General features: G+C 44.0%; 19 protein-coding genes, 2 pseudogenes and 1 riboswitch. Of the genes and pseudogenes, 17 read left to right on the top strand and 4 right to left on the bottom strand.

Annotated features, from left to right (window positions below; genetic code table 11):
* The first annotated feature begins 10 nt into the window (after positions 1–10).
* A riboswitch (molybdenum cofactor riboswitch) is annotated at positions 11–148 on the top strand.
* 120 nt (positions 149–268) lie between these two features.
* From ABIN22_RS02485 to ABIN22_RS02510, 6 genes are read left to right on the top strand one after another with little or no spacing between them, the layout of a single operon-like run.
* Positions 269–1,174: an ABC transporter substrate-binding protein gene (locus ABIN22_RS02485; RefSeq protein ID WP_346906348.1), complete on the top strand. Its 906-nt coding sequence runs from the start codon at positions 269–271 to the stop codon at positions 1,172–1,174.
* A 48-nt stretch (positions 1,175–1,222) separates the two neighbouring features.
* The gene (locus ABIN22_RS02490) at positions 1,223–1,906 is read left to right on the top strand and encodes an ABC transporter permease (protein WP_118619115.1); all 684 of its coding nucleotides are present in this window, start codon (positions 1,223–1,225) and stop codon (positions 1,904–1,906) included.
* Positions 1,893–2,498, top strand: coding sequence for an ATP-binding cassette domain-containing protein (locus ABIN22_RS02495; RefSeq protein ID WP_118619113.1), 606 nt, complete (start codon positions 1,893–1,895; stop codon positions 2,496–2,498). Before ABIN22_RS02490 ends, ABIN22_RS02495 begins: the two co-directional genes overlap by 14 nt.
* Positions 2,495–3,727, top strand: coding sequence for a molybdopterin molybdotransferase MoeA (locus tag ABIN22_RS02500; protein ID WP_346906351.1), 1,233 nt, complete (start codon positions 2,495–2,497; stop codon positions 3,725–3,727). Before ABIN22_RS02495 ends, ABIN22_RS02500 begins: the two co-directional genes overlap by 4 nt.
* Positions 3,728–3,751: 24 nt before the next feature.
* A complete protein-coding gene (locus ABIN22_RS02505) occupies positions 3,752–5,659 on the top strand; it encodes a molybdopterin biosynthesis protein (RefSeq protein ID WP_346906353.1) in 1,908 nt (635 codons plus the stop codon).
* 15 nt (positions 5,660–5,674) lie between these two features.
* Positions 5,675–7,063: a family 43 glycosylhydrolase gene (locus ABIN22_RS02510; RefSeq protein ID WP_346906355.1), complete on the top strand. Its 1,389-nt coding sequence runs from the start codon at positions 5,675–5,677 to the stop codon at positions 7,061–7,063.
* 55 nt (positions 7,064–7,118) lie between these two features.
* Here ABIN22_RS02510 and ABIN22_RS02515 read toward each other — a convergent pair whose 3' ends face one another.
* Both ABIN22_RS02515 and ABIN22_RS02520 read right to left on the bottom strand, forming a co-directional pair.
* A complete protein-coding gene (locus ABIN22_RS02515; RefSeq protein ID WP_346906357.1) occupies positions 7,119–9,881 on the bottom strand; it encodes a family 78 glycoside hydrolase catalytic domain in 2,763 nt (920 codons plus the stop codon).
* Between the two features lie 120 nt (positions 9,882–10,001).
* On the bottom strand, positions 10,002–11,198 hold the full coding sequence (locus ABIN22_RS02520; RefSeq protein ID WP_118619103.1) for a helix-turn-helix domain-containing protein: 1,197 nt from the start codon (positions 11,196–11,198) through the stop codon (positions 10,002–10,004).
* 175 nt (positions 11,199–11,373) lie between these two features.
* On the opposite strand from ABIN22_RS02520, the gene ABIN22_RS02525 reads away from it, so the two are divergent.
* From ABIN22_RS02525 to ABIN22_RS02535, 3 genes are all read left to right on the top strand, one after another.
* The gene (locus ABIN22_RS02525) at positions 11,374–14,142 is read left to right on the top strand and encodes a family 78 glycoside hydrolase catalytic domain (protein ID WP_346906359.1); all 2,769 of its coding nucleotides are present in this window, start codon (positions 11,374–11,376) and stop codon (positions 14,140–14,142) included.
* Between the two features lie 86 nt (positions 14,143–14,228).
* Positions 14,229–15,629: an MFS transporter gene (locus ABIN22_RS02530; RefSeq protein ID WP_346906361.1), complete on the top strand. Its 1,401-nt coding sequence runs from the start codon at positions 14,229–14,231 to the stop codon at positions 15,627–15,629.
* Between the two features lie 180 nt (positions 15,630–15,809).
* Positions 15,810–16,004 (top strand): hypothetical protein, encoded by a 195-nt coding sequence (locus ABIN22_RS02535; RefSeq protein ID WP_346906363.1) that lies wholly within the window; start codon positions 15,810–15,812, stop codon positions 16,002–16,004.
* 207 nt (positions 16,005–16,211) lie between these two features.
* Here ABIN22_RS02535 and ABIN22_RS02540 read toward each other — a convergent pair whose 3' ends face one another.
* A complete protein-coding gene (locus ABIN22_RS02540; RefSeq protein WP_181368547.1) occupies positions 16,212–16,973 on the bottom strand; it encodes an ABC transporter permease in 762 nt (253 codons plus the stop codon).
* A complete protein-coding gene (locus ABIN22_RS02545) occupies positions 16,954–17,661 on the bottom strand; it encodes an ATP-binding cassette domain-containing protein (RefSeq protein ID WP_346906366.1) in 708 nt (235 codons plus the stop codon). Before ABIN22_RS02545 ends, ABIN22_RS02540 begins: the two co-directional genes overlap by 20 nt.
* Positions 17,662–17,952: 291 nt before the next feature.
* Here ABIN22_RS02545 and ABIN22_RS02550 point away from each other — a divergent pair, with 291 nt between their 5' ends.
* The 8 genes and pseudogenes from ABIN22_RS02550 (at position 17,953) to uvrB (ending at position 25,335) form a co-directional block, all read left to right on the top strand.
* Entirely contained in the window at positions 17,953–18,378 is a 426-nt protein-coding gene (locus tag ABIN22_RS02550; RefSeq protein ID WP_346906368.1) for an ATP-binding protein, read from the top strand.
* 68 nt (positions 18,379–18,446) lie between these two features.
* A pseudogene (locus ABIN22_RS02555) lies at positions 18,447–18,560 on the top strand (DEAD/DEAH box helicase family protein); the annotation flags it as partial.
* Between the two features lie 653 nt (positions 18,561–19,213).
* A pseudogene (gene rhuM / locus ABIN22_RS02560) lies at positions 19,214–19,857 on the top strand (RhuM family protein).
* Positions 19,858–20,049: 192 nt separating this feature from the next.
* A complete protein-coding gene (locus ABIN22_RS02565) occupies positions 20,050–21,252 on the top strand; it encodes a hypothetical protein (protein ID WP_346906370.1) in 1,203 nt (400 codons plus the stop codon).
* A gap of 166 nt (positions 21,253–21,418) precedes the next feature.
* Positions 21,419–21,622, top strand: coding sequence for a hypothetical protein (locus ABIN22_RS02570; RefSeq protein ID WP_346906372.1), 204 nt, complete (start codon positions 21,419–21,421; stop codon positions 21,620–21,622).
* A 3-nt stretch (positions 21,623–21,625) separates the two neighbouring features.
* A complete protein-coding gene (locus ABIN22_RS02575) occupies positions 21,626–21,751 on the top strand; it encodes a hypothetical protein (RefSeq protein WP_346906374.1) in 126 nt (41 codons plus the stop codon).
* A 48-nt stretch (positions 21,752–21,799) separates the two neighbouring features.
* The gene (locus tag ABIN22_RS02580) at positions 21,800–23,320 is read left to right on the top strand and encodes an RNA-binding domain-containing protein (protein WP_346906376.1); all 1,521 of its coding nucleotides are present in this window, start codon (positions 21,800–21,802) and stop codon (positions 23,318–23,320) included.
* A 26-nt stretch (positions 23,321–23,346) separates the two neighbouring features.
* On the top strand, positions 23,347–25,335 hold the full coding sequence (gene uvrB / locus ABIN22_RS02585; protein WP_346906378.1) for an excinuclease ABC subunit UvrB: 1,989 nt from the start codon (positions 23,347–23,349) through the stop codon (positions 25,333–25,335).
* Positions 25,336–25,362 lie beyond the last annotated feature (27 nt).

Consider the following 25,362-nt stretch of genomic DNA (forward strand, 5'->3'; position numbering starts at 1 on the left):
AAATAACATATTGATTGCAGGAATTCGAGCTTTGCCATCTAAAGTATCCCGGAGGATAATATCCGGGATGCCATGATGGAAAGCCAATGGGTATGTTCCGAAAGGAGGATGCCTTCCGTATTTGAAAAGAATATCCGCACTGAATCCCTATGGGGATAGTATTGCGTGGTCTTCTTTTTCAAGAGGCCATTTTTTATTCCCGGTAGCTTTGACTTTATATGATGGCCTGCTGTAAATATTACATGGAATTTGAAAAGGAGGAAAATTTATGAAGAAGAAAGTATTAGCAGTTTTAGTTGCTGCAGTGATGTGCGTTTCTCTGGCAGCTTGTGGAGGAAACGGGGAAGAGAAGAAAGAAGAGAAAAAAGAGACAAAAGCGGCGACAGAAGAACAGAAGGAAGAAAAGGCCGGGGATAAGGGGCGTCTTATGATGGCAACCACGACCAGTACGGAAGATACCGGGCTTTTAGATTATCTGAAGCCTATCTTTAAAGAAGATACCGGCTGGGATCTGGAATGGAATGCAGTAGGAACAGGAGAGGCGCTTAAGATGGGCGAAAATGGCGATGTGGACGTAGTGCTGGTCCATGCAAAAGCCAGTGAAGAAGAATTTGTTGCCAATGGGTTCGGAGTAGAGCGGTTCCCTGTCATGTATAATGATTTTGTAGTAATTGGTCCGAAAGAGCCAATTGCAAAGACAGATGACATCAATGCAGTATTCACGCAGATTATCAATGACCAGCTTCCATTCGTATCAAGGGGAGATGATTCCGGTACGGATAAAAAGGAGAAGAAAATCTGGGAGAACTTAAGTCTTGATCCGGCATCGGATCCGAATTATATAGAATCCGGACAGGGCATGGGGGCAACCATTACGATGGCAGACGAGCAGAAAGCGTACTGCCTGACAGACCGGGGAACATGGTTAAAGCAGAGCAAAGATGCAACGCTGGAAAGTGAACTGGAAATTGTCTGTGAAGGAGATGCCAATCTTTTAAATCAATATGGTGTCATTGCAGTCAGCCCTGAAAAATATCCGGAACTTAATAATGAAGGGGCAAATGATTTTATCGAGTGGATTTGTTCAGATAAAATCCAGAAGCTGATTGGCGAATATGGAATTGATGAGTATGGACAGGCATTATTCACACCAAATGCAGGTACAGATTCTTAGTTACTGTTTACAACGTAATATGATTGATTGCAGCGGGGGAAGGATAATATGTTGGAATGGCTGAAAAGTGTAGTATCGGATGCAGGAATAATAAGTGCGGTCAAGGTGACGTTTATCATGGCAGTTTCCTCGACTGCCATCTCATCTGTACTGGGAATCTTATTTGGACTTTTGCTGGAACGTTTTTCCTTTCCCGGCAAAAAAATCATTGTCCGGATTAACAGGACGCTTATGGGAGTGCCTCCGGTTGTGGCGGGGCTGGTCGTGTACCTTCTTATTATGCGGAGGGGGCCTTTAGGCCCTCTGTCGCTTTTATTCACCATTAAGGGAATGGTAATCGCCCAGGTTCTGATTATTACCCCGATCATAAGCGGCATGATTTATTCTTATGCCAGAAAATCGGCCCCGTCAATCAGGGTGTTTGCTGTCACTATGGGGGCGACAAGATGGCAGACGGCAAAACTGATTATCAGGGAATTGAGAAAAGAAATCTATTTCTGCATGGTAACCGGATTCGGCAGATCAATCAGTGAAGTAGGGGCTGTGATGCTTGTAGGCGGGAATATTAAAGGCCGGACCCGTACCATGACTACGACGATTTCTCTCCTAAAGAGCCAGGGGATATTTACGGAAGGGGTAGCCCTGGGGATTTTGCTGCTTGTAATGGCATTTATCCTGCAGTGGATTTGTGACCTGCTTCAGAAAGAAGGGGAGGAAGATGAGAATTACTAATCTTGAAAAGACGATCGGGAAGTTCCATATGGAAGTGAACGATTTTTATATAGAGCCGGGAAAAATACATGGTATTGTAGGGCCTAACGGCTGCGGGAAAACGGTATTCCTGAAAATGCTGGCCGGAATTATCACGCCGGATAAAGGGATACTTGATTATGAAGGGCTCTCATCCCGGGATATTACGATGATGTCCCAGCAGCCCTATCTGATGCATACTTCTGTGTATGAGAACCTGGTATATCCCCTGAAAATCAGGGGGACCCGCCCGGATGAGGATGAGATTGATGAAATGTTAAACCGCGTTGGGCTTAGGGAACAGAAAAACCAGTATGCCAGGTCATTGTCCAGCGGAGAACGCCAGAAGCTGTCTTTCCTTAGGGCTGTTATATTCAAACCAAAGCTGATTATGGTGGATGAGACATTGTCCAATCTGGATTCAGAGAGTGAAGAGATGTTTGTAGGAATAATCAGTGAGATTCAAAAGGAAAGGCCTATCACCTGGCTGATTGTGAATCACCAGATGGATCATATATACCAGCTCTGTGACGAGATACACTACATGGAAAAAGGAAGGTTTGTAAAAAAATGAAGCTGCTTAAGGTTGATACGATTGATGAGGCCCGCAGGAAAATTGCTGATGCGGTAAAGGAAAAGGGCAGGAAAACGGTAAAGAAGGGGATACTGGATGCAGTGGGGTATGTACTGGCGGAAGATATCTGCTGCAGTGAACCGGTACCTGCGTTTCGCAGGTCTACAGTAGATGGTTATGCGGTGAGGTCTCTGGACACAGGAGGGGCGTCGGAAAATATGCCGGTATTCCTAAAGATTACCGGTGAAGTACAGATGGGCTGTCCGGCAGAAATGAAACTTCATGCAGGGGAGTGTGTCTATGTCCCTACCGGTGGCATGGTCCCGGATGGGGCAGATGCTATGGTTATGGTGGAATTCTGCGAGCTTTTCTCAAGTGAGGAAGCAGCGGTGTACAAGGCCGCGTCTTGCGGGGCGTATGTAGTACAGGCAGGAGAAGACATGAAGGCGGGGGAAGCTGTCTTAAAAAGGGGAAGGAAAATAAGGCCTCAGGAAGCGGGAGCCCTGGCAGCACTTGGAATTACCGGGGTACAGGTATATGAGCCCTTTTGCATCTCTATTATATCCACGGGAGATGAACTGGTATCCCCGCAGGAAGTACCGTCTCCGGGACAGGTCCGGGATATTAACACTTATGGCCTGCATGCCCTGGCTCTAAAGTTAAATTTCCGCATACAGCATGAGGCAGTCTTAAGGGACGACCGGACCCTTCTCAAAAACACAGTGAAAAGTTTTATGCCGGACAGCGATATCGTGGTGGTATCGGGAGGAAGCTCCCAGGGAAAAAAGGATGTGACAGCATCTGTCATAGAAGAGATTGCAAGTGAAGGCGTGTTTACCCACGGTCTTGCATTAAAACCGGGGAAACCGACAATTACCGGCTATGATGAACCATCCGGGACATTACTTTTGGGGCTGCCGGGGCATCCGGCTGCCGCGATGATGGTATTTGAGATTCTGGCAGGATGGCTCTGGCGGGAACTAACAGGGGAAAAAGAAGCCTTCGGGATCACGGCGGTAATGTCTACCAACCTTCCGTCAGCGCCCGGCAGGCAGACATGCCAGCTTGTAAAACTGAAAAAGGAAGAAGACGGACAAAATCTGGCGGTTCCCGTACTGGGCAGTTCCGGGCTTATAACGATTCTTACAAAAGCAGACGGTTATGTCATGACCGGGGAGCATGCAGAAGGACTGAAAAAGGGAGAACAGGTAACGGTATACCTGTTTTGATAGACGAAGGGAAGGGGAAGGAATATGGGCAGGAGAAATTTATATTTGAATACGATCCCGGCAGAAGAAGCGGCGGCTATTTACAGAAATGCTGTCCTTAAGGTGATGCACCGGGAGACACAGATGGTTAAGACAGAGGAAAGTCTGGGGAGGATCACGGCGTCGGCAGTGTATGCAAAGTACTGCTCCCCCCTTTACAATGCGGCGGCTATGGATGGTATTGCAGTCATATCCGCACATACGGTGACGGCTTCAGAAGTGAACCCTCTCGTTTTGAAACAGGGAACGGATTATCAGATTGTCGATACAGGCGATCCGGTGCGTATGCCCTATGATGCCGTGATTATGGCGGAAGACCTGCTTGATGCAGGAGATGACAGTGTGAAAATCACAGCCTCGGTTCCGGCCTGGCAGCATATCCGTCCCGTGGGTGAAGACATTGTGGCCGGAGAGATGCTGCTGGCAGGAAACCATAAAATCCGCCCCATTGATATTGGCGTTCTCCTGAGTGGGGGAATTGTGGAGATAGAAGCCATAAAGAAACCTAAGGCAGGCATTATCCCTACAGGTACAGAAATCATAGAGGCAGATCAGGTGCCCCGGGAGGGAGATATTATTGAATCCAATTCCCGGATGTTTGCGGCAATGACAGAAAGCTCAGGTGGGATTCCGAGACGCTATCCGCCCATCCCGGATGACTATGAAAAAATAAAGCATGCGGTACAGGCGGCAGTGAAAGAAAATGATATTGTGATTGTAAATGCAGGCTCCAGCGCAGGGACAGAGGACTATACGGTGCATATCTTAAAAGAGCTGGGCGAGGTACTTGTCCACGGGGTGGCAATCAAGCCCGGTAAACCCGTAATTCTGTCCATTGTAGAAGGTAAACCTGTGATTGGACTTCCCGGATATCCTGTATCCGCATATATTGATTTTGAAAATTTCGTCCGTCCGGTTATGGACCTGTATTCCGGGGAAATGAACTCATCAAGGAATGTGATGAAAGCCGTTTTGTCCAAGCGTCTTGTGTCCTCCTTAAAACATAAGGAATATGTCCGTGTGAAAGTGGGAAAGGTGGATGACCGTTTTGTGGCATCCCCCCTTGCCAGAGGCGCAGGTGCCGCGATGAGCCTTGTCCGCGCCGACGGGTTCTGTATTATAGAAAAAAACAGTGAAGGATATGAGGCCGGGGAGACGGTAAGTGTTGAGTTATTCAGGGATATTGAAGAAATCAGTAATACGGTGGTAGCGATCGGAAGCCATGACTTAATTCTGGATATTCTGGCAGACAGGATGCCCCTTGCCCATCCGGGAATATATCTTTCCAGCACCCACGTAGGCAGTATGGCCGGCCTGATGGCATTAAAGCGAAGAGAAGCGCACATTGCCCCCACACATCTTCTGGATGAAGATACAGGTGTTTACAATATACCTTATCTGAAGAGGCTGTTTAGTGACAGAGATATGGTGCTGATCAAGGGCGTCAGGCGAATTCAGGGGATCATTGTGAAAAAAGGCAATCCACTGGGAATCAAAGAAATCCGTGACCTCACTAGGGTAAATTACGTGAACCGCCAGCGGGGGGCGGGTACAAGAGTTTTCCTTGACTACAAATTAAAAGAAGCGGGAATTGCCCCTTCAGAAGTCAACGGGTACGACAGAGAGGCGGCAACACACATGGCAGTAGCCGCCCTGGTGAAAAATGGCGGCGCAGATGCAGGTATGGGAATTTATTCCGCTGCTAAAGCAATGGACCTGGATTTCATCCCGGTGGGAGAGGAAGAATATGATTTTGCCACGGAAAAGAAAAATCTGGAGCTGCCGAAGATGCAGGCATTCATAGAAGTGCTGAAAAGCAGCGGATTTAAAGAAAAGGCTATGACAATAGGAGGGTATGAACTCAGCATGGCAGGGGAAGTCATTGAAGTATAAAGGAGACAAAGTTTGATGGAATACGTAAACAAAAGAAACCCTATTCTTCCTCCCGGATACCATGTGCCGGATGGAGAAGCGCATGTGATGCCAGATGGGAAACTGTATGTGTATGGCAGTTATGATGCGCTGGATATGGCATACTGCAGCCAGGAGTATCATGTTATATCTACTAAGGATATGGAGCACTGGACGGTTTATGATGTGGCATTTAAGGCGCAGGATGTGCCGTGGATGGGAGATCCTGAGGCGGAACATTATCCGGGGATCGACTGGTATCATCCGACTCCGTTTCTTCAGAAGATGATCGATGCAATGCCAGAGGAGGCGAAGACAGAAAACGTTGAAGCACAGTATACAGATGCAGGGGAACGAGAGCAGGAGCTTCTGTTCGCCCCGGACTGTATCAGCCGCGGCGGAAAATATTATTTATATTTCTGTTTATCTGATGACAGTGAAGGTGTTGCGGTATCTGACAGGCCGGAAGGGCCATTTAAAGATCCTGTCCGGCTTCCCTGCGGAGGGATTGACCCTGCGGTTTTTATTGATGACGACGGGCAGGCATATTATTACTGGGGACAGGTTTTCGCACATGGGGCAAAACTAAATGATGATATGGTATCCATTGACACAGACAGTGTCGTGGATGATATCGTAACAGAGGAAAAGCACTGTTTTCATGAGGGATCATCCATGCGTAAAATCGGTGATACCTATTACTATGTCTATGCGGATATGGAGAGGGGAAAGCCCACCTCTTTGGGATATGCTACAGGGAAGAATCCCCTTGGACCGTTTACATACAGGGGCATCATCATTGATAATGACGGATGTGACCCGCAAAGCTGGAATAACCACGGCTCAATCGAGTGTGTGGAAGGGCAGTGGTATGTATTCTACCACCGCTGCAGCAGGGGGACACAGCAGCACAGGAGGCTGTGCGTTGAGAAACTCACAGTCAATCCCGACGGCTCGATTGATGAAGTAAAGATGACCTCCCAGGGGATCGGAGAACCGTTCGCGCCTGGAGAAAAGATTATGGGATATCAGGCATGCTCTCTGAAAGGAAACTGCTATATTGATGTTGACAATGACCACGGTTATGAAGAAAAACTGACGAATATATGTGATGCCGATGAGGCTGTGTTCCGCTATGTAAAAAGTGAAACCTCGTGGAACAGGATTGAACTTACCTGCTTTGGAAATGGCACGGCCGCTGTATTCCTGAATGGGGAAAAGGCGGGAGAAGTAAGTATTTCAGGGGAAAAAGGAAATGTGCATACGGTCAGCGCTCCGATTACTATGGACGCGGGAGAGTATGAGCTCATGCTGCGGTTTGAAAATCCGGAAGGGATGGAATTACTGGAGGTCAGATTATTTTCGGATAAAAGAGGAGATATATGATTTACCAAGGAAAGGCACGGGGGATTCCTCCGTGCCTTTCCTGTCCTATAACATGTTAAAGTGGTGCTGCCACCTTAAATTTTCCGTTTCCGAGTTCATTCACTGTTCCATCCGGCAGTTTCAGCCCAGCAGATGTATTGGCCGGGATGCTGCCTGTGACGAGTACTTTATCCCCGTCTTTCTCCCATTTCAGTTTGATCGTGCCGTGCGGACAGTGATAACTTCCCTCTGCCCACTCAAACGGGCATCCATATTCCGGTGAGATCAGAATTCTGTCATAAGCAGTTCCGGCGTTCTGAAGTCCGAGCACCCTGCGGTATAGGAAGTCGCCGACGCAGCCGAATGCGTAGTGGTTAAAGGAGCATCCCGCCAGTTCCCCGTCCGGGCGGACGGCATCCCAGTTCTCCCATATGGTCGTCGCGCCCTGTCGGATCTCATACAGCCAGGAGGGGCATTCTGTCTGGAGGAGAACCTTCCATGCAGTGTCCTGATATCCATATTCACATAAAATATCCAGCAGGTGCGGCGTGGACATGAATCCGGTATCGAGACGGAAACGGTTTGCCGCGACCAGTTCATCCAGGCGTGCAGCCAGCAGCGGCTCTTTTTCGGCAGAGACCATATGGTGTTTCAGGGCCAGAATGTAATTGCCCTGCATTTCCTGACCGAGACGTCCGTCCGGGGATACATATTCCTCCTCGAACGCCTGACGTACCCTTGCGGCGTAAGCCCAGTATTTCTTTGCATTTTTCTTGTGTCCGAGCAGTTCGGAGATCTCTGCATACATATCTGCGTCGGCAGCGAGAAGGCTGCTTCCTACATAGTTCATCGTCAGGAATGCGGAGGCAGGGCCGTCCGTAAATCCCTGTTCGTTTACGACACTTGGGATAATCCAGTCACCGAAGTGGAAGCCGCTGTTTATCAGGTAATGCTGATTCTCAAGGCTGCGCCCGCTTTCAGGAGTATCCGAAGTGGGAGCACCGAGTGTATTGGAGGGCATCGGGAGTTCGTCGGCAGCCTGAACCATCGCTTCCATCCATTTTCCCATTGCTTCATAATTAGCGGCAAGGACATCTTTGTCTCCGCGCAATCCGTAAAGCTGAAGAGGCAGGGTCATTATCACGTCTCCCCATCCGAGAGACCCGGCGTAGGCCTGCTGTACATAGTTTTTGATTTGTGGAACAGTCCCGAGGATGTGTCCATTCTCCATCTGCTCTGCGCGTATGCTTTTCAGCCAGTCCTCATAGAATGCAGTCATGTCCTGATTAAAAAGGGCGGTCGCTCCGTAAACGAAGACGTCCCCGGTCCAGCCGGCCTTTTCACGGGTAGGGCAGTCGGTCGGGATTGTGATATTGTTAGAGCGCTGGCTCCAGTAAATATTGCTCTGCAGCTGGTTTATCTGCTCATTTGAACAGCAGAAGGTTCCGGTTACCTCGTTATCCGTGCTGACAGCGAGGGCAGTAAAATCCTCTTTCTTCCAGTCAGTGCCGCCTGTTACGCGTACATAACGGAACCCGTGGTATGTAAAATGCGGTTCAAATGTCTCGTATTCTGCTTCGCCGCAGATGTAGGTGTCTTTCTGCTCTTTGTTTGTTCCCGAGAAACAGTAGAAATAATTTCCGTCTTTATCAAGTTGTTCTCCGTGTTCAAACGTAATCTCTGTTCCTGTGGGTTCATGAACCTGTACACGGATCACTCCGGCAAGATTCTGGCCGAAATCAATGATTGTATCGCCGTTTGGAGCAGTCAGGATTTCCCGGGCAGGAACCTCTTTGAACACACGGGCAAGGGGGCTGGCCTGTGCCTCCAGAGTCTTGTCGGGAGAGGACTTCACCTGAGCTGTTTTCCATGCAGAATCGTCATATCCTGACAGAGAAGGGTCTCCGTCATCCATACGTGCATCGAACACTTCCCCGAGGAAGAGATCCGCGGTGCGGACCGGCCCGTCAAAGGAATATTTCCAACCCTCACCGGAAGTAACAATTTGCTGTGTACCGTCCGGACCCGTGAGTTCCAACTGCAGAAGTAGTCCAGGAACTTCTCCATACTCGCAGCCTCTTCCGATCGCAATCTTACCCTTGTACCAGCCGTCGGCGACAGTAGCCGCAATAGCGTTTTGACCGGGGCAGATCAGGCTGTCCACATTGTAGACCTGATATTTCAACCGTTTGTCATAAGTCGTGAATCCGGGATTAAGCAGACTATCTGTGACTGGTTTTCCATTGATTTTTACTTCGTACATGCCGTGGGCTGTGACATACAGACGTGCCTTTACGGCGGGAGATGCAGAGACGTAAGTATGGCGCAGGCGGACGGCGGGATCGTAGGGTTCAAGTGGGAGCCCGTCCAGAATATCGCCCTCCAGCTTCATTTCCACCGGCTCACCCCTCATCATAGCGGCCAGGGAGGTCTCCCACTCCTGCCGGGCGGTCAAAAGCGGATTAACAGGAAGCTGCGGGAGTGGGTCTGGCTCGATCCAGCGGGACTTCCAGCCGGAGAGATCGAAGAAAGCCGTCTCAAAAGCATGTTCCCCGCTATCGGCCGTTTCTCCGGTATTTGTCCGGATAGAGATCTTGTAGGTATAGACAGAAGCGGACTTGAGTTCTGTTCCGTCATAGGGGATCCCGGTCGAATCAGAGCTGTTTCGGACGCCGCTGTCCCACATAAGATTTCCGCTTTCGTCACGGACGATGATCTGATATGAAGCCTGAAAGATATTGTTTTCCTGTGCTTCAATCTCCCACGAGAAACGAGGATGCCTGCAGTCTAAAGAGATGGGGTGATGTGTAAATTCACAGGTTACATTTTGAATATTCATGAAAGATACCTCCTATATTATGAATGATGACTGTATTTTAACAGGACAGAGACGATTGTTATTGTAAATATGGAGATAAAATTGTAAATATTGAAAAGCTCATACCTGAATAGATATCCTCTATACTTTGTGTGTATGATTGCGGTACTGAAGCGGCGTCATACCATACATTTTCTTGAATACATTCTGGAAATAAGACTGGCTGGAGAAGCAGAGGTAATTACTGATCTCGCTCAGTGTCTTATTGGAATAAGTGAGCAGACTTTTCGCCTCTTCAAGACGGCATCTCATGATAAAACTGCTTACATCAAAGCCCAGTTCCTTTTTAAATTTACCGGTCAGGTAGGATCGGCTCCTGCCGATATGTTCCGCGACATCGCCAACCTGGATTGGCTCATTGACGTGGTGGGAGATGAACTGGATGCATTTAAAGATCTCCGGCGACATGTCCTGTGGGATCTTATTTTGTGCAACACGCTCCGTGAAGTCGGTCAGCATGCTGTAGTTCAGTGCAGAAACCTGTGTGATGTTCTGGGAACGCTCACATTCCTGAATATAGATGTCGGATAACATGTAAGCCTGCTCCATATCCATGCCACCGGCGATGGCGCTGCGTGTTGCAAGTGTTGTCATGCTAATGAAGATATTTTTTTCCTGACGCAGGGAATTGTCGGCTACGATCCCGCCGGAGAGCTGGGGAGTCGCTTTGAGGATTGCTTTCAGCTTTTCCGTATCGCCGCTCTGGATGCACTGTGTCAGCCGGCGCTCGAAATCCCATGTGTTGTGGAAATGCTGGTTTTCCTTTGCATTTATGACCTGATCAGAATGAAGCGTGGAAAATTCTCCGATGGCATTCGTATTCTCAATCCCGAAATGTTCTCCCACATCGATCTCCTCATCATTGACAGACAGATGTAGATACGCCAGAGTGTGCAGAAAGCGGTTGAAGGAGATCAGCGGCGTATTGGACAGAAAGCGGGAAATCTCTTCCCTGTATTCAGGATCAATGGCCCATTCCTGCATGAAATGACGGATGGTAAGTTCTGATACCGGAGTACTGAAGACTGGGCCGACCGTAAAGAAGCTCCCGTCCCTGACTGACCGGATAGAACCAAAATAGCCGAACGACTGTGAGATATAATATTCCGGATTTTTTTGAAAATGAAACAGGCTGGACAGGTCATTTTGAAAGAGTGACTGGTTTCCAAGTATGGAGGGAAATGAGAATATATTCCCGGATGGAGCCTGATAACAGGTGATGGGGACGGAGGTGGTGGCATAAAACAGGCGGCAGAATGCTTCTAAATCTGTGATCATATCGGATGCTCCTTTGTTTTTCCTTTTATTATAGTGCAGAATTGTCGACCCGTAAAGCCAAAATTACAATATTAAAAACGATATCATAATACAAAAGACATATAAACTGATATGTTATAGAAAACAAGTTAAAAACTGATGCCGATAAAGGCAGCAGGGCATAAGGAGGATAAAAATGGTTTACGATCTTACAATCGAGTACAGAGACAATCCGGTCGGGCTGGATGAGAGGCCCCGTTTTTCATGGAAAATTGAGAATACGGGACAGGACATTATACAGACAGACTATCAGATACTGGTCATAAGCGGCGGCAGGATGATGTGGGACAGTGGAAGGGTGAAGAGCAGCCAGTCTGTTCTTGTGCCATACCGGGGAGAAGCATTAAAGCCGTTTACAGAGTATCAGGTTCAGGTGAATGTATGGAATAATTATGGCAGGTTCGGCCAGATGTCAGGATGTTTTGAGACAGGCATTATCGGGGAGGAGAACTGGAACGGGGAGTGGATCACACATACGCTTCCGGCCGGAGAGACTGCGTGCCCAATCTTTGTGAAGCGTTTTAAGGCAGAGAAGCCGGTTAAGAAGGCGAGGCTGTATGCAACGGCGTGCGGCGTGTACGAGGTATGCGTCAACGGAGAGAAAGCGGGAGACCAGTTTATGGCTCCGGGATGGACGTCCTATCACAACCGCATCCAGTACCAGACGTATGATATTACAGAACTGCTTGGACCTTCAGAAAATGAGATCACTATTAAGATTGGAAACGGCTGGTACAGGGGCGAACTCGGATTTGATGTGAAACCAGATCATTATGGAAACAGGACGGCGCTTACGGCGATGGTCCGTGTGGAATATGAGGATGGAGAGGTGCTTAAGTTCGGCACGGATACCGGTTGGGAGGTTGAAACAGGAGAAATCCGGTTTTCTGAGATTTATCACGGCGAGACACAGGACTTTACGGCCGGGAGAACTCAGGCGGGACAGGCGGTCCTCTTTGAGGAGAAAAACCGCATTGGGCACATCACTGCACAGGAGTCAGAGCCTGTCCGCGTGACGAAGCGGTTTGAAGTGAAAGAGAAGATCGTGACTCCGAAAGGGGAAGTGGTATTTGACTTTGGACAGAACATGGCGGGACTTGTGGAAGTGAGGCTTCCAGAGACTGAGAGTGGAAAGCTGGTGATCCGGCATGCGGAGACTCTGGACAAGGACGGGAACTTCTACACGGAAAACCTGCGCACGGCAAGATGTACGGATACCTATATTTATGGAAGCGATCAGGTGGGAATGACAGTGATGCCACATTTTACATTCCACGGTTTCCGTTATATCTGTGTGGAAGGAGCGGGGACTGAAGTGGGAGCGGAATATTTCACCGCATGCGCGATGTGCACGGATATGCCGCAGACAGGAAAGTTTTCCACAGATAATGAGCTGGTGAATCAGCTTCAGAGTAACATTCAGTGGGGACAGAGAGGAAACTTTCTGGATATCCCGACGGACTGCCCGCAAAGAGACGAGCGCCTTGGGTGGACGGGTGATGCACAGGTATTCTGCGGTACGGCTTCCTACAACTTCAATACAGCGCTGTTTTTCCGGAAATGGCTGCGTGACATGGCGGCGGAGACAACGGACGAGTGGGGCGTACCCCATGTGGTCCCAAACATCCTTGGCGATCAGGCAGGAGCCGCGGCATGGAGTGACGCCGCGACTATCATACCGTGGACGCTCTATCAGGTTTACGGAGATAAGGAGATGCTAAAGGAACAGTATCCCATGATGAAACAGTGGGTAAATTATATTCATTCGAAAGCGTCGGACAACGGATTGTGGCAGAACGGGTTCCAGTATGGGGACTGGCTGGCGCTTGATATTGAGTCAGGAAGTACGGACCGCACGGGCGGTACGGACAAATATCTTGTCGCAAACGCGTACTATGCATATTCTGCGAGGATTGTCCGGGATGCGGCCAGAGCACTGGAATATAAAGAAGATGAAAAGACATATGGAGATTTATATGAAGAAATCGTAACAGCTATTAACAGGGAATTTGTGACAGCGGGCGGACGGCTCGTAAGTGAGACGCAGACAGCATGTGTGTTGATGCTCTACTTTGATCTTGTGAAACCGGAATTCCGGGAACGTATCCTGCATATTCTGGAGACAAATATCGGAGCACACCACAATCATCTGACGACGGGATTTGTAGGAACGCCCTATCTGTGCCACTGTTTGTCGGAAAACGGACTGCATGATCTTGCAGATGAAATCTTTATGAAAGAAGATTTTCCAGGATGGTTCTACGCTGTGAAGAAAGGCGCGACGACGATCTGGGAACGCTGGAACTCGGTACTCCCGGAGGGGGACTTTGATAAATCAGGCATGAACTCTTTGAACCACTATGCGTATGGCTCTATTGGAAGCTGGCTCTATGAGAAGGCAGCGGGGATCCGGTGTGCGGAGCCGGGGTACAGAAAGATCCGTATACAGCCGATCCTGACGAAGGGCATGACGGAGGTGTCCGCTTCTTTTGAGTCCATGTACGGAACGATCCGGAGCTCATGGACATGCAGAGAAGGGAAGATCTGCGTAGATGTGGAGATTCCCGCTAATACGACTGCTGTGATCTGTCTGCCGGAGAAAGAAGAGGAGATCGAGACCGGATCCGGACGGTATCACTACGAATATGAGACGGTGACAAGTCTGGAACTGGAAAAATATACGGTGGAGTCGACCTTCGGGGAACTGATGGCGGAGGATCTGGGACGGCAGATGTTCGAACAGATGGCGCCGGGAATTCTGGACAGTCCGATGATTAAATTCGCATACGGGATGACAATCTCGGAGCTGCTTGTGCAGGCTCCGGACGCGAAACCAATGTATATCGCGGTCATTAGCGCGCTGAACGAGAAATATAGAAATGAAAACCAGATTACAAGTATTTAATCAAAATTACAATACGGAAGCGTGAGACTGTGGTAAATTGATACCATCAGATCTGAACCGGAGAAAAAGGAAAGAGGAGAAATATAATGAGTAGGAAACCATTAGGAAAAGATAAAGACGGCATCCAGAAAGTGATGCGCTTTGGTGATTATCTCGGAGATGCTGCAGGGCAGTTTACGCTGAACGCAATCAGCGGTCTGGTCGGACAGCTTACATATTTTTATACCGATAAGGTTGGCTTGGCAGCAGGGGCAGTCGGTACAGCCTTTCTGATCGTTAAGTTAATAGATGCATTTACCGATCTTATCATGGGATACATTGTAGACCACACGAAACCGGGGAAAGAGCGTTACCGCCCGTGGCTTCTTAAGATGTCGGTACCCGCAGCGGTTATGATTGTACTTTTGTTCACCGTGCCGGCGAATGTTAGTTCAACGATGCAGATGGTTTACATGTTTATCACAAACTTTCTGCTAACGGCAGTGATCTATACGGCGCTCTGTATTCCATACGCATCTCTTATGGTCGTCAGGACCGCCAGTCAGCAGGAGAGAGGAAACATGGGAACATGGCGCGCAGGGGCGGGTTATGTATCCGGTATGATCATCGCGGTGGCAATCATTCCAATCACGAATATGCTCGGTGGTGATCAGGCAGCATGGATCAAATTCAGTGCAGTGCTTGCCGTTGTCGCTGTAATCTGCCTGCTGATTACATGGAAGACGGGCAAGGAGACAAACCCCGTCATGGAAGCGGAAAATAATGCAGGAGTGCAGGATGAGGCACTTCCGTTTAAAGAAGCAATTACTAACCTGTTTCACAATAAATACTGGGTCATGGTCCTTATCATGGGACTGGCGGTAAATATTACATACGGACTTGCAAACTCAGCCGGAACTTATTATGCGAAATGGATCTACGGAAACGATAATCTCGTCGGTATTCAGGGAGCGATCGGTATGATCCCAACAATACTTGGGTTTATACTCGTAGGGCCGATGATCAAAAAGCTGGGCGTCACAAAGACTTTGAAAGTGTCGTTCTTTATCGGAATGGCGGGGAACGCCCTGCGTCTGCTTAATCCGTACAATTTTGTATACAACACAGTGCTTGGATGTTTCGGAACATTTGCCAACATCCCGATGATGTGCCTTCTTGGAGTCCTGACAGCGATGACGATTGACTACAATGAATACAAATTCAACAACCGTATGCTGGCGTCATCTCAGGCGGCCTGCGGTTTTGGAAGCAAAGTAGGAAACGGACTGGGTGCATCTCTTGTTGCATGGTGTCTAGCAATCGCATCTTATAATCCGGAGGCTGCAGTGGCTTCCACGGCGGTAAAACAAGCGGTTTTTGCATTCAATATTTATGTGCCGCTGATCCTGTTTACGGTGCTGTTTATCCTATCAATCAAATTTGACCTTGAGAAGAAACTGCCGCAGATCCATGCAGAGATTGCCCAGAGGAAAGATCAGGCAAAATAATGGGAAAATCAAATCGCAAAGAGAGGGAATGGATTATGATCAGAGAGCGGTATAACCTATGGAAAGAAGGGGAAATCGTTGCTAAGAAATTCTATGAGAAAGGTTATCAGACATTCGTGTGTACATACACCGTCAATATAACGGGAGCTGCACCCCTGAAAGACCAGCCTGCAAAAGATCTTGCACGGGCGTCACGGGCTCTCCCTTGCGGATCAGGACTGGGCGGAGGAAAACTATGGGGAGCCGTATACACTGGAACAGGCATTGGGTCTTGTGAAGATGGTGAAGAGCGGGCAGATTCCGTGTGCAGAGGAAGAAAAAAGGCAGCTTTTGGAGGCTTTTGACTTTAATGATGAGAGCAGAGAGATTCGCTAATACGGAAGTACCGCTCCTAAGCTATGGCAGTAGGCATTAGCTATGACAGGACAGAAAAAAAGCATCAGTGTAAAGTTGAAGTTTTAAAGGAGTCCGAAATATAAAAGGACCGGTAAGAAAAACAACGGAATTGATTAGATTGTACAAAAAAGAAGCTGTGTCACGCAGCTTCTTTTTCTGTATGGCCTGATACCTTCAATGAAGATTTTAATATAATAGTAAATTCCCCTTTTTCTTAGAAAATTTTATGAAAAGGCCAAAAACTATGTATCCAAGGGCAAACCAAAAAATACTTGTTAATAATAGTAAGACAAAAGAAGAATAGATATTTTCATTTGAAAAACTTAATCGTAAAACTGTATTACACATAGTCAGGGGTAAAATTTTTGAAACATTTGTGATTATTGATGCTGTTGGTACCGTATTAGTGACAAAAAGCAGAAATAGCTGGATTAAAAATATAATCGAGCCAATTCTTTTAAAATAAATTGATAATCCAGCGACAATAAGTCCTATTCCATACATACCAAAGGTACAGATTATAAGAGATACTAAAACAGCAGGACTTACAAAATAATCCACGCCAAATGCAAAATGTGTTACTATGGAGTATATAAAAATAATAAAAAGTTGTATGATACTTGCTGATACGAGATCTCCAATATATACAATTTGTAGTGGAAGTTTACAGTTGAGTTTAAAAAACAATGTACCGCGCTGTAATTCACTGGTGATTTGATTCCCAATGGTGGAAATTGCAGAAACAGCAAGAGTCCAGGCAATGTAACCTAATAACAACAAGGTTTTATAGTTATTTGTTCCATATACTTTTTGAAATGAAGCACCAGTATTTGATATATAAAAAAAGCATAGTAGTATAGTGAACACAACAATGTCTGATACTATCCCCATTTTATATCTGATTGTTCTTAGAAAATCCATTTTGAATTCATAGTAAATAATTCTCATTCCCCTGCTCCTCCCCATATATTGTTTCATAAACTTTTAGAAACTGCTCTTTTGAAAGTGATTTTGAAATATTAACAATTTTAGCATTGTTTATAAAAACGAGTTCATCTGAAAGAGATGAAACAAAATCCAAATCATGAGATGTAAGCAAAATAGTCTTAAATTGTTTGATTAAAGATAAAACTGAGGCTAATTGCTTTTTGTGAGCTAGATCTAACCCCTCCGTTGGTTCATCTAAAAACAAATATTGAGAGTTGGCGACTAATGCGGCGAAAATAGTAGTTAATTGTTTTTGGCCAAAAGAAAGTTCTTCGAATAAAGAACCCTGTATTGAGTCATATAGCGGGAAATAGGTGTGGTACTTTTCTATATTGGACTTTATTTCTCCTTTTGATAAACCACGAAGAGTGGAGAGAAAATAAATGTTTTCTTTAACTGTATTTTTTGCATACAAATGTTGGGTTCCTGACAAAACTGTAAATATTTTTCTGGTAAAATGAGGGGTTTCACATTCAATGATTCCCTGGTCTGGAGACAAAACACCACAAAGTATATTTAGAAGGGTAGTCTTGCCTATACCATTGGGACCTATCAAGGATGTAATTGCATTATCGCCAATGCTAAAAGAAACATTATTAAGCACAGCCTTATTATCAAATGATTTTGATATGTTTTTTATATGAATCATTTTGATTTTCAACTCCTTTTGTTTAATAGTATAGTAAAAAGCACAGCAGAACTCCAAATAAACACTAATAATATAGAGGAAATGGCTTACTTATTTATTATATGTCATTTGTAATAGCAAGTCAAAGCACTATGGGAAAAATATAGGCACACCTCCCTTGAGAATACTGTGGGATTAAAACTAATGTCATGAATTTAAAGAAAAAAGGAATACTATTTTGATTGACTCTAACGCTTATCTGGAGTAAAATAAAAAAGAACATTTGTTCTTTGGTGTATTATATTAGAATCAATGGTACTAGTGGAGGCATTTCATTATATGCGTATTGTAGAAGCGTGGGGAACTGGAATGCCGAGGATTATTAATAGATGTAAAGAATATGGATTACCAGAGCCTGCTTTTGAAGAATTTGGTGATGGCTTTAAGGTTACGATGTTTAGAAAAGTAAGCAACACTCTGGGAAAAGTAAGCAACACTTTTGATAATTATTTACCTTTATTTAAGGAAGCAGAAATAACTACAAAATTTGTGGAAAATATAGGATATATATTTAAAGAAGTTGGAGTTGAGAAACCATTTGGACAGGCAAATATAATGAGGTGTTTAGGGGGGGCAAAATCAAAAGCAATGAATATTATGAATGCAATGAAAGCCGCCAAAGTAATTGAAAAAGTTACCGGTCTTGGTGCAGGCAAATATAAATTTACAAAATTATAGAGGAAAGAAAAATGGATCATTTTAACCTAGTATCAGATTACTCCCCAACCGGCGACTAGCCGTGAGCCATAGAAGCCCTCGTTCAGGGCTTCAAGGAAGGCAACCAATGCCAGACTTTGCTTGGCGTCACCGGTTCGGGAAAGACGTTCACAATGGCGAACGTGATACAACAACTGAATAAAACATATAATGCTATCTTAGAATTGAAGAAGCCAGAACGGAAAGCGGTTTGCGATGAGTTAGATAAAATTGCAAATGGAAAACTAAATGAAAATTATGAACGTGAAGTCAAAGAAACATCAAATTATATCGAGTTTTGGAAAAAATATTGTGTGCAGAATATGATTGAAATGGAAGCAAAATGGGATTTCGTAAACGCGACATAAGTCTAGAAGTGTTTGAGGGTTATCCATAAGACATGTAATATAATGATTGCAAAAAAAGATTCGCTACACGCGTGTATCGAATCCACAAGGGAGGAACTATGGATAAGAAAGAATTAATACAGCATACTGAAGATACATTGCTAGGATTACAAGAAGAAAAATTTTATCAGGATATACGAAATATATTAAAGTAAGCACGTGAACATGCATATGAAAATGCAAGTGCTATAGTGAAGCATGCTTATTGGAATGTTGGAAGAAGACTGTTTTACCAACAGTAGAGGAATTACAAAAATAATTAAAACGAAATCAATTGATATATAATCCAAAATAGAAAAGGATCAGACTATGGATAAATTCATACTTTATTCAGAATAATTACAGCAACTGGAGAAAGTGATGTGAACGCCATATATTGCGATAAAAATGTATGGCTGACACAAAAAATGATGGGTTTTCTTTACAATGTAGAGACGCATACCATAAACTATCATTTGAAAAAAATATTTTCAGATGGAGAGTTGGATGAGAATTCAGTTATTCGAAAATTTCGAATAACTGCTGTTGACGGGAAAAGTTATAACGCGAATCATTATAATTTAAAAGCAATTATTGCTGTAGGGAATAAGGTTGAATCACTGAGAGCAGTTCAATTCCGGAAATGGGCGAATGGTATTATAGAGAAATTTACAATAAAAGGTTTTAAAATGGATGATGAACGGTTAAAGAATTTCGGCACTATACTGACAAAGGATTATTTTGAAGGACAGTTGCAGAGAATTCGGGAGATTCGCTTGTCTGAACAGAGATTTTATCAAAAGATTACAGGTATTTATGCAACGAGTATTGTTTATGACCCTAAATTACAGACAACTAGATTGTTTTTTGCAAAAGTTCAAAATCTATTGCATTGGGCAATTCATGGTGAAACAGCGGCAGAAGTAATGTGAATGCCTATTTAGATATTGCAGAAATGCGCGCAGAAGAGCATGTTCCCAGGACTATGGAGGACTGGGCAGAACAGTTTGAGGGGATTTTAAGTTTGTCTAAAAAAGAAATCTTGACACATTCAAGAACTATTTCTACAAAATAGCGGAACAGTATGTGTTGAGTGAGTTTGAAAAATATCGTGTGAAGCAGGCTAGGTTATATCAGAGTGATTTTGACCGTGTATTGCTGGAAATAGAAAGTGAAAACTAGTATTTAATTATTAATGTCAATTCAGTATGTCGTAAATTTTGACATACTGGTTTGAATTTAGAAATGCAGTAAAGGGGAAAGAAAAATGTGGAGACAAGCTTTAGAGATAGCGATATTGTTTCTATTAGGAGGATTTACAGTACATATAACTTCTTGGATAGGGAGTGTATTACATAGTGTACCTAGTGTCGGCGGGAGTCAATATGCAGTTTTCACCTTTCGTTATGATCAGAATAAACCAATGACAACGAATATGCTTATAAATATTTTGATGCCAAATATTTGTCTGGTTTTTATGTATGCATTTTGTTATAAAAATCAAATATTAAAAAATATAGACATATTAATCTTATATGTCTGTTTTTATTATTTTTATAGAGTGATACTAATTTGTTGGATTCTGAACCGTAAGGAATTGTTTTGCGCAAGATATGAGCTCTTAAATTGTACAATTGGAATAGGAATAGCTGTCTTTTTAGTAAAAGATTTTTTGAGAAATACAGAGCAGATTTTTATTCCAATAACGGAACTGGTGAATGAATTTTGGTTGATTATAATCCTGCTTGTTTATAAATTTGCAGTGTTAGTTTGTGATAAGATATTTAAACAAAAAACGGTTGTAAGTGAGGAGATGTTAGAACAATATATTATTCATAAGTTCGAATTTTTTTACAAGAAATTTCGAAATGAGGTATATATTAAAAGGGAAGATAATGGTATATGGATATTGCTTTTTTCTATTATGCTTTTTGAAAATTATAATAGAGGAAAATTTGTTAGAAAAATAGAAAAATTAAAGATGTTGGTGGGGAGGAGCGCAACTGTAGGAATCATGCAAATTAAATCCAAATGTTCGTTAACAGACGAAGAAAGCATTGTGTTGGCTTATAATAAATTAAAAAATGAAATAGTTGACGGCAATATTAGAGGTGGAGATGAACAAGAAATTCATAGATGTGCGTTTCAATATAATCCAGATGAGGATTATTCCCAATCAGTGACATTTATCTATCATTATCTTTATAAATATTTGAAAAAATCGCCTAAATATAATGCGGAGTTTTTTTTGGAAGAAAATAGTGATAGTATATATGAATTGGTTAATTCTGTTTCGGATAGCGGGGATTATATGCAGAATGAATATATGACTATAGATGATTTAACAATGCAAAGTGGCTTGAGCAAAGAAAAAATGTGGAAGAAGATTAAAAAGAAGAACATGACAATCTATTTGCAGGCTGAGGAGGCTAGAAAATTACTGGAAAAGTATACAACGCCCAAGGGATAAATATATACTATAGTGTGGAAAGAATGGAGTTGCTTCGCCAACTGGAAACACAGCAATTAAAGATATTGGAGGCTGTAAGACTAGAAAATTTGCCTGAATTAGAAGTAAAATAATAAAAGGTCAACTGTTCCAAAGGGGAAATAGTTCAATAGACGGAATAATACTAATGAAAAAGAATAGGGTAAAGGAAAAGATTACATTTCTTATGTATAAAGTTGAGATTAAGTTTAGAGAAGATAAAATTGAGCCGGAAAGTGCAAAACTTTTATGTGAACAAATAGATCGGATTTTTGAGAAAGAAGATTTGAAGTGTAGTGGTAGTTGTTTGGAAAGAAGAATTTATAGTGATAAAGGAAGAAAAGATGATTAAGGAATGTTCTGGGCAGCACTTTTGGAATTGAAAAATTTAACTGATGTTGTAGAAATTCTGGAAGAGTGCTTCTGGCATAACGGAAATGATAAAGAGGATTTACTTAGGGATTTTATAAAAATATGTTAAAAGGTATTCTTGAATTTCTAGTATGATATATGAAAGGAAGGGAATCTTATGGCAATACCAACAAATATAAAAACGTTGTTAGCAGGAGATGTTGTTGAATGGGCAAGAATTGAATTTAAGGAAATGTGGAATGCAGAAACAACTTTGAAATCAGTATGTGCCTTTGCGAATGATTTAGATAACTGGGGTGGCGGATATATTGTTATAGGTGTAAGAGAAAATGAAGGACAACCAGTTTACCCTCTTGAAGGTATACCTGTAGATAAAGTCGATGCTTATCAGAAAAGTATTTTAGAGAAATGTAAGTTGATTAGACCTGCGTATATGCCAATAGTGGAAGTTGTAGATTATAAAAATAAAAAATTTATTGTTCTTTGGTGTCCGGGTGGAGATAGCAGACCATATTCATCTCCGAAAACAATGGCAAAAGATAATAAAGAACGTATTCACTATATTCGAAAAATGTCTAGTACGGTGGAACCAACGGATGATGAAGAAAAAGATTTGTTTTCTTTAGCAAATAGAATTCCGTTTGATGATCGTGTAAATCATCAGGCAGAAATATCAGATTTAAATATTACACTTATTCAGAATTATTTGAAGGAAGTTAAAAGTTCGTTGTATGAAAGATCAAAAACGGGAGATTTTGTTGAAGTATGTAGCGATATGAATATTATCAGTAATCTTCCTGAATATACGAAACCCAAGAATGTGGGATTAATGTTTTTTAGTATGGAACCTGATAAGTTTTTCCCATATACACAGATAGATGTTGTTCAGTTTCCAGATGGACTAGGTGGTAATAGTATTATTGAACAGACTTTTAAAGGACCGATACAGCAGCAACTTAGAGACGCGTTACAGTATATCAGAAATACAATTATTACTGAAAAAGTTGTAAAACATCCGGAACGTGCGGAAGCAGATCGTTTTTTCAATTACCCATTTGCAGCAATTGAGGAGGCATTATCTAATGCTGTGTATCATCGTGCTTATGATGAAAGAGAGCCAATTGAGGTTCGGGTGGAAAATGATCGAATAGAGATTTTAAGTTTTCCAGGGCCGGATCGTTCTGTAACAATGGAAGGATTAAAATCTTATCGTGTATCAAATCGTCGGTATCGAAATCGTAGGATTGGAGATTTTTTAAAAGAACTACATTTGACTGAGGGCAGAAATACCGGATTTAAGAAAATTCTTGATGCATTAGAGGCAAATGGCTCACCAAAACCAGAATTTGAAACAGATGAAGCAAGAACCTACTTTATATCACGGTTTTACATTCATAATGGGTTCAAGAATAGAGAGACATATGATATATCGGAAAAGGAGCCGAAAAGGAGCCAAAAAGGAGCCGAAAAGGAGCTGAAAAAAGGAACTGAAAGAAAGCAGGCAATTTTAAATCTAATAGTTGAAACACCTACTATAACTCAAAAACAGTTAATGAATGAATTAGCCTTAACCCGAAAGCAAATCCAAACAGATATAAAAGAGTTGCAGGAGGAAGGAAAACTTGAAAGAGAAGGTTCAAACAGGAACGGCCGTTGGGTTATAAAAAATATTGATTAGGTAGAAAATAACAGAGGAGTATAATTATGAACCACTTTAACTTAGTATCAGAGTACTCCCCAACCGGCGACCAGCCGCAAGCCATAGAAGCCCTCGTTAAAGGCTTCAAGGAAGGTAACCAGTGCCAGACCCTTCTTGGTGTCACCGGTTCGGGAAAGACGTTCACAATGGCGAACGTGATACAACAACTGAATAAACCAACATTAATCATCGCACATAATAAGACGCTGGCGGCACAGCTATACGGAGAATTCAAAGAATTCTTCCCAGATAATGCTGTGGAATATTTCGTGTCCTATTATGATTATTACCAGCCGGAAGCTTATGTCCCTTCATCCGATACTTACATTGCGAAGGATTCTTCCATCAATGATGAGATTGACAAGCTCCGTCTTTCTGCGACGATGTCGCTGTCGGAGAGACGCGATGTTATCATTGTAGCCAGTGTTTCCTGTATTTATGGCCTGGGAAGCCCGGTCGATTATCAGAACATGGTAATCTCGCTCCGTCCGGGCATGGTCAGGGACAGGGATGAAGTGATGGCCAAGCTGATCGAGATCCAGTACGACCGCAACGAGATGGATTTCCACAGGGGAACCTTCCGGGTGCGCGGGGATGTACTGGAGGTGATTCCGGCTAATGCGGAGGAGAGTGCAATCCGTATCGAATGGTTCGGGGATGAGATAGAAAGGATCACGGAGATTGATATCCTGACAGGGGAGATTAAGGATGAGCTTAAGCATACAGCGATTTTCCCGGCTTCCCATTATGTTGTTGATAAAGAGAACATCGCACGTGCGGTAAAAGATATAGAGGTAGAACTGGAAGAGCGGGTGAAGGAGTTTAAGCGTCAGGACAAGCTGATTGAAGCCCAGCGGATTGCAGAGCGTACGAATTTTGATATTGAGATGCTCAAAGAGACCGGATTCTGCTCCGGAATCGAAAATTATTCGAGGCATCTTTCGGGGCTGGCGCCGGGTCAGCCACCGTATACACTGATTGATTATTTCCCGGATGACTTCATTATGATGATTGATGAGTCACATAAGACAATTCCGCAGATAGGAGGCATGTATTCCGGGGACCAGTCGCGTAAGTCGACGCTTGTGGATTATGGATTCCGCCTTCCGTCCGCGAAGGATAACAGGCCCTTGAATTTCGGGGAATTTGAGAGTAAGATAAATCAGGTCATGTTTGTTTCGGCCACACCCGGTGTGTACGAGGCAGAGCATGAACTGCTCCGTGCGGAGCAGGTAATCCGGCCTACAGGACTTTTGGACCCAGAGGTGGAAGTGCGCCCTGTGGAGGGCCAGATTGATGACCTGATCGGAGAAGTGAATAAAGAAGTAGCAAAGAAGAATAAAGTGCTTGTTACTACGCTTACTAAGCGAATGGCAGAGGACCTGACCGATTATATGCGTGAGGTCGGTATCCGTGTGAAGTACCTGCATTCGGATGTGGATACACTGGAAAGAACAGAGATTATCCGTGACATGCGTCTGGATGTATTTGATGTGCTTGTCGGGATTAACCTGCTGAGAGAAGGTCTGGATATACCGGAGATTACGCTGGTTGCGATACTGGATGCAGATAAGGAAGGATTCCTCCGTTCTGAGATTTCCCTGATCCAGACAATCGGGCGTGCCGCGAGAAACTCCGAGGGGCATGTGATCATGTATGCCGATAAGATTACCGATTCCATGCAGACTGCGATGGATGAAACACAGCGTCGCCGTGGGATCCAGATAAAGTATAATGAAGAACATCATATCACGCCGACCACGATCCAGAAGGCAGTGCGGGACTTAATCAGCATATCTAAAAAAGTGGCTGCGGAAGAGATGCAGATGGAGAAAGATCCGGAGTCTATGAGCAGGAAAGAACTGGAGAAGCTGGTTGCAGATCTGTCTAAGCAGATGAAGAAGGCAGCAGCAGAACTGAACTTCGAGGCAGCGGCAGAACTCAGGGACAAACTGGTGGAACTGAAGAAGAGTCTCAATGATATGGATGACTAACGAAAGCAATCCGATATCGGTGAATAA

The organism is Faecalicatena orotica (assembly GCF_905197545.1).
In the GTDB taxonomy this organism is placed as follows: Bacteria; Bacillota; Clostridia; order Lachnospirales; family Lachnospiraceae; genus Faecalicatena_A; species Faecalicatena_A orotica.